Source organism: Pseudomonas meliae (assembly GCF_001400515.1).
Taxonomy (GTDB): Bacteria; Pseudomonadota; Gammaproteobacteria; order Pseudomonadales; family Pseudomonadaceae; genus Aquipseudomonas; species Aquipseudomonas amygdali.
Window position 1 is genome coordinate 1 of the sequence record NZ_LJQT01000243.1, and the last position, 4269, is coordinate 4269.

General features: G+C 57.0%; 4 protein-coding genes and 1 pseudogene. 3 read left to right on the forward strand and 2 right to left on the reverse strand.

Translation table 11 applies throughout. From position 1 onward, the window contains the following. Nucleotides 1-200 precede the first annotated feature (200 nt). Both ALO64_RS10965 and ALO64_RS10970 read right to left on the reverse strand, forming a co-directional pair. The gene (locus tag ALO64_RS10965; RefSeq protein WP_044345629.1) at nt 201-1640 is read right to left on the reverse strand and encodes a coniferyl aldehyde dehydrogenase; all 1440 of its coding nucleotides are present in this window, start codon (nt 1638-1640) and stop codon (nt 201-203) included. A 152-nt stretch (nt 1641-1792) separates the two neighbouring features. Then, on the reverse strand, nt 1793-2473 hold the full coding sequence (locus ALO64_RS10970; RefSeq protein ID WP_044345630.1) for a TetR/AcrR family transcriptional regulator: 681 nt from the start codon (nt 2471-2473) through the stop codon (nt 1793-1795). A 163-nt stretch (nt 2474-2636) separates the two neighbouring features. Here ALO64_RS10970 and ALO64_RS10975 point away from each other — a divergent pair, with 163 nt between their 5' ends. From ALO64_RS10975 to ALO64_RS10985, 3 genes and pseudogenes are all read left to right on the forward strand, one after another. Then, on the forward strand, nt 2637-3062 hold the full coding sequence (locus ALO64_RS10975; protein WP_005732110.1) for a DUF2147 domain-containing protein: 426 nt from the start codon (nt 2637-2639) through the stop codon (nt 3060-3062). 28 nt (nt 3063-3090) lie between these two features. Beyond that, complete coding sequence (locus ALO64_RS10980) at nt 3091-3972, forward strand: TorF family putative porin (protein WP_010210556.1); 882 nt, start codon at nt 3091-3093, stop codon at nt 3970-3972. A gap of 10 nt (nt 3973-3982) precedes the next feature. Further along, nucleotides 3983-4252, forward strand: a pseudogene (locus ALO64_RS10985) (xylulose kinase); the annotation flags it as partial. Between the last annotated feature and the right edge of the window lie 17 nt (nt 4253-4269).

Here is a 4269-nt window from a genome sequence, read left to right on the forward strand (position 1 = left end):
TTGTCTACACCCTCTTAGATGCCTTTTAGAACACGGCTAGTTGAAGCTAGTTGAAGTGAGCCAAGAATAACGATCTGATGTTACATAAATACTGGGTCATCACAAACAGTGATTATCGTTGGCGGTGCGAAAGGCAGGGCAGGCGGGCATATCGAGCCGGGGCGACGTCCTGTCACCTGACGCGGTTGCTCGGCAAGCGTCTATTTGCCGAGCATGAAGCGGGTTACAAGGCGTGTCAGCCGTCCATAAGGTGCCGAGACCTTGTCAGACATGTTGAAGCGACTCAACTTGAGAACACCGCGTGCATGGGACAGACGAACGAAGCCCTCATAGCCGTGATAGGCCCCAGTGCCACTTTGCCCGACGCCGCCGAACGGCAGATCATCCTGAGTCGCGTGCAGCATGGTGCCATTAATGGTCACACCACCGGATTGTGTCCGGTTCAGCACCTGATTCACGGACGTCTGGTCGTTGGAAAAACAGTAAAGGGCCAGAGGCGCGGGGCGATCATTGATGAAGGCTATGGCTTCATCCAGGGAGTCATAGGCAAGTATCGGCAGCAGCGGACCAAAAATCTCTTCCTGCATCAGGTCCGCATCGAGCGGTACATCCGTGAGCGCCATGGGCGCAATTTTACGTTCGAGGGTCGACACCGACGCACCGTGTTGCCATGCTTTCGCCCCTTTTGAGAGGGCCTGATTGGCCATGCTCACGAGGCGGTCGTGGTGGCGCTGAGAGATGATCGAGGTGTAGTCCGGGTTACCTTCGAGTGTCGGATAAAGTTTTTTCGCAGCGGCCAGCCACTCGCCGGCAAAACTGTTTACATGTTCGCGCGGGACCAGTATGTAGTCGGGTGCCACGACGCAGGTCTGCCCAGCGTTGAACAGTTTGCCGATAGCAAGCATCCGTGCCGCTTTTTTAATCGAATAGTCGGCGCAGATCACTACCGGTGATTTGCCGCCCAGCTCCAGTGTCACCGGCGTCAGGTTACGCGCAGCCGCCGCCATGACATGGCGACCTACATAGGTCGACCCGGTGAACACCAAGTGGTCAAAAGGCAGTTCACTGAACTGGCTTGCCAGCAGGGCATCTCCCGTGACCACTGTGACCTGCTCGGCAGAGAATGTTTCACCCAGCAATTGCCGGAGCAGCTCAGAGGTTCTGGGGGTCAATTCCGAAGGTTTGATCATCACCCGGTTGCCCGCTGCCAGTGCCTCTATCAAGGGCACCAGCGTCAGCGTCAGCGGATAGTTCCAGGGCGCGAGAATACCGACTACGCCCAGCGGCTGATAAATGACCCTGGCAGTCGCGGGCTTGAAAACAATACCCACCTTGCGTCGGGAGGGCCGCATCCACGCCTTGAGATGCGAGCGGATATGCTTGATGCCATTGATGACAGGCATCAGCTCGCCGAGCCTGGTTTCAGCGAACGAGCGGTTGCCGAAATCTGCGCTGACCGCTTCGAGCAACCTGTCCTGATTGTCGCTGACCACTCGCAGAATGGCGTTGAGGTCGGCGATTCGTTGAGCGTAAGAGGGCACCCCTTGAGAGCGAGCTGCAGCTTTCTGCGCCTCAAACAGCTCGGTTAGGCCCGGAGCGGGAGACGGCGTAGTGGGCGTGATCCTTGCGGGCTGATTCATGAAGCTGCTCCTGTGGCTGCGTGTTTTTATAAGATAGATGCAGTGTTGCGATTACGTTCTGGCTCACGTAACCGTACAGAACCATCGCCAACCGATGAAGGGGCGATCCGGCCGGTTCAAGTGGCCGAAACGGTCAACCTATTTTCGCGTATTCATTTGTCAGGTGCAGGTTCGGGATCAAGGCGATCCAGATGGCTGACGATCATTGCCGCTACCATGGCGCAGGTCCTCGCCGGGTCCAGGGGCTCATCGAACAGCAATTCGATGGTGGCGTGAATCATCTCGACCGCCACACGGGCAACCATTGCTATTTGCTTGGGGTCAGCCTCGGGAATAGCGCTGGCGATGATCGTGGCCTGGGCTTTGGACACCCTGCGGTGAGAGTCGAGCCGCACATGCTCCAGCGCAGGAACCGCCCTTAAAGCCTTCAGCGTCCACACGCCGCCCAGCGTGGCTTCGGTAACCCGGTAAGTATCCAGAATCAGTTCGGCAAGCGCCTGCTCCAGAGCCTGCGGCGTACCTGCGATCAGCTCGGGGGTGATCCAGTGATCAATCCGCTCGTTCTGTTTCTCCAGCAAACGTTCGCCAAGAACCGTCAACAGCGCGTACTTATTGGGGAAATAGCGGTACAGCGCTGGCGGTGTAAGGCCAGCCCGTTCGCACACCAGATTGGTCGACAAGCGCTCTATACCGACCTCGCACAAGGTGTTTGCGGTGGCGACCAGAATACGTTCGTAGGTTTCAGTAGCGCGTTGCTGCGCAGGCAGCTTCTTGCGCTCGGCGGTTTTGCCTGCGACCTGCGCAGGAAAGGGTTCAGTTTTCAGCCTGGCCATAAGTACCTGTCAAAAAAGAGTGGGGCGTCAGCAGGACGGTCGAAAAAAACAGTTGCTCCACGATAAAATGATAGCTATAACTATCGTGTAACGATGACTATCATAACTGAAGCGTCGTTAGTGTTACGGTCTGTTAAAACAAAAAATAAAAAAAGGTGACGCTATGAACGCACGGCAATGGCTTTTCCTCTCTTCTGTTCTGATGTGCTCCACCGGTATTCATGCTGCTGCGGGACCGCTGGAGGCAAAGGGCCTTTGGTTGACGGCGGAAAAAGACGCCGTGGTCAAGCTTGACGACTGCGCAGACAAGGTAGGCGCCATCTGCGGGCAGGTTGTCTGGGTCAAGGATGTTGCCTCGACGTCGAGTGACTGCGGTGTACAGATTCTACAGCTGACCCGCTATGACCAGGATGCCTGGCGCGATGGCTGGGTGTACGACCCCCGTGATCAGAAAAAATATAAGGGCGCTGTCCGGGTCAAGGACGGACGCCTCAATGTAAGGGCTTTTGTCGGCACCGAAGTTCTCGGCAAGACAGAGCAATTCGAGCGTATCGCAACACTGCCTCCTGCCCCGGTTTGCAAATTGTAAATCCGGCCCTTCAGCGTGGGAGAGAATCATGCGCACTTATACAACTCGCTATGTAATGGCTGCAGCATTGTGCTCCGCAGCAGGCAGCACCCTGGCTATCGCCGATGAAATGTCGAGCTATGCGGTGGATATCACCGCCAAGGCCAGCTCGGACATTCGCACCCGCGGCATTTCCGATTCCCTGAATCGCCCAGGGGCCAGAGTAACCATTCAGGTCGCTCATGAAACAGGCCTGGTGGCGCTTGCCGAATTTTCTACGGTCAGCAAGAAGCAGTTCCTCGACGGTGATGGTCTGGGAGTGCTGCTCGCAGGGGGTTATCGCTTTGGCGATCCCGATGCCTGGCACTATGGTGTAGGGCTGGCGGCGGAGATGTTTCCGGGGGCTCAGTTCAAAGCGCCCAATCGCTTCGACTTCGAGACCTTCACGCCGGGCGATGAGCATACGACCAATTACAACAGTCAGTTCGCCGTGCTGGAAATCGGTTATGGCGCACTTGAAGGCCGAATTGCCAGGGTGCTGTCGAAGAACTACCGGGGTGCCAACAGCGGTGGCGTGTGCGGGGCGCAATTGCAGTTCCGTGAAGACCCGACCAAAGGCCTGGAATGCTACGCCAAGGGTGACCAGAACTCCCGAGGCAGCATGTTGTATGACCTGGATTATAAATACGCGCTGGGCATCAATACCAACCTCAAACTGCACGCCGGTTATCAGCAGATCGCCAACTTCTCGGAAGCGAACTTCGCTGACTACGGCGTAGGTCTGGTCCATCACTGGTGGGGCTTTGACTGGGGACTCGACTGGGTGACGACCAAGACCCGGGCGCGTGAGCTGTATATGGCCGAAGACGACGGACATGTGCGAACCACGGATGGCAATCGCTGGGTGGCGTCGATTTCCCGCACATTCTGAGTAGACCTTTATGACTTCGCTTTTCATTTCCCGGACGCCTGAGGCGGTTACCGGCCTGGAGCAACTCGTCCTCGCGATTGACTTGGGAACGTCCGGCTGCAAGTGCGCACTGGTCTCCATGGAGGGAGACATCCGTGCCTGGGCGTTTCACGGTGTGCCGTTGCATGTCAGTGGCTTGAGTGCAGAACAGGAGCCGGAGGACTGGTGGAATGCTTTCATGCTTGGCGCCCACGAGTTACTGGGAGCCGACCCGCTCAGACGTCGTCAGGTCGTGGCCATCTGAACCGCCCCGGGTTT

Bases quoted from the DNA above. Each gene is read 5' to 3' on its own strand.
- ALO64_RS10965 (WP_044345629.1), bottom strand. From the start codon at position 1,640: ATGAATCAGCCCGCAAGGATCACGCCCACTACGCCGTCTCCCGCTCCG.
- ALO64_RS10970 (WP_044345630.1), bottom strand. From the start codon at position 2,473: ATGGCCAGGCTGAAAACTGAACCCTTTCCTGCGCAGGTCGCAGGCAAA.
- ALO64_RS10975 (WP_005732110.1), top strand. From the start codon at position 2,637: ATGAACGCACGGCAATGGCTTTTCCTCTCTTCTGTTCTGATGTGCTCC.
- ALO64_RS10980 (WP_010210556.1), top strand. From the start codon at position 3,091: ATGCGCACTTATACAACTCGCTATGTAATGGCTGCAGCATTGTGCTCC.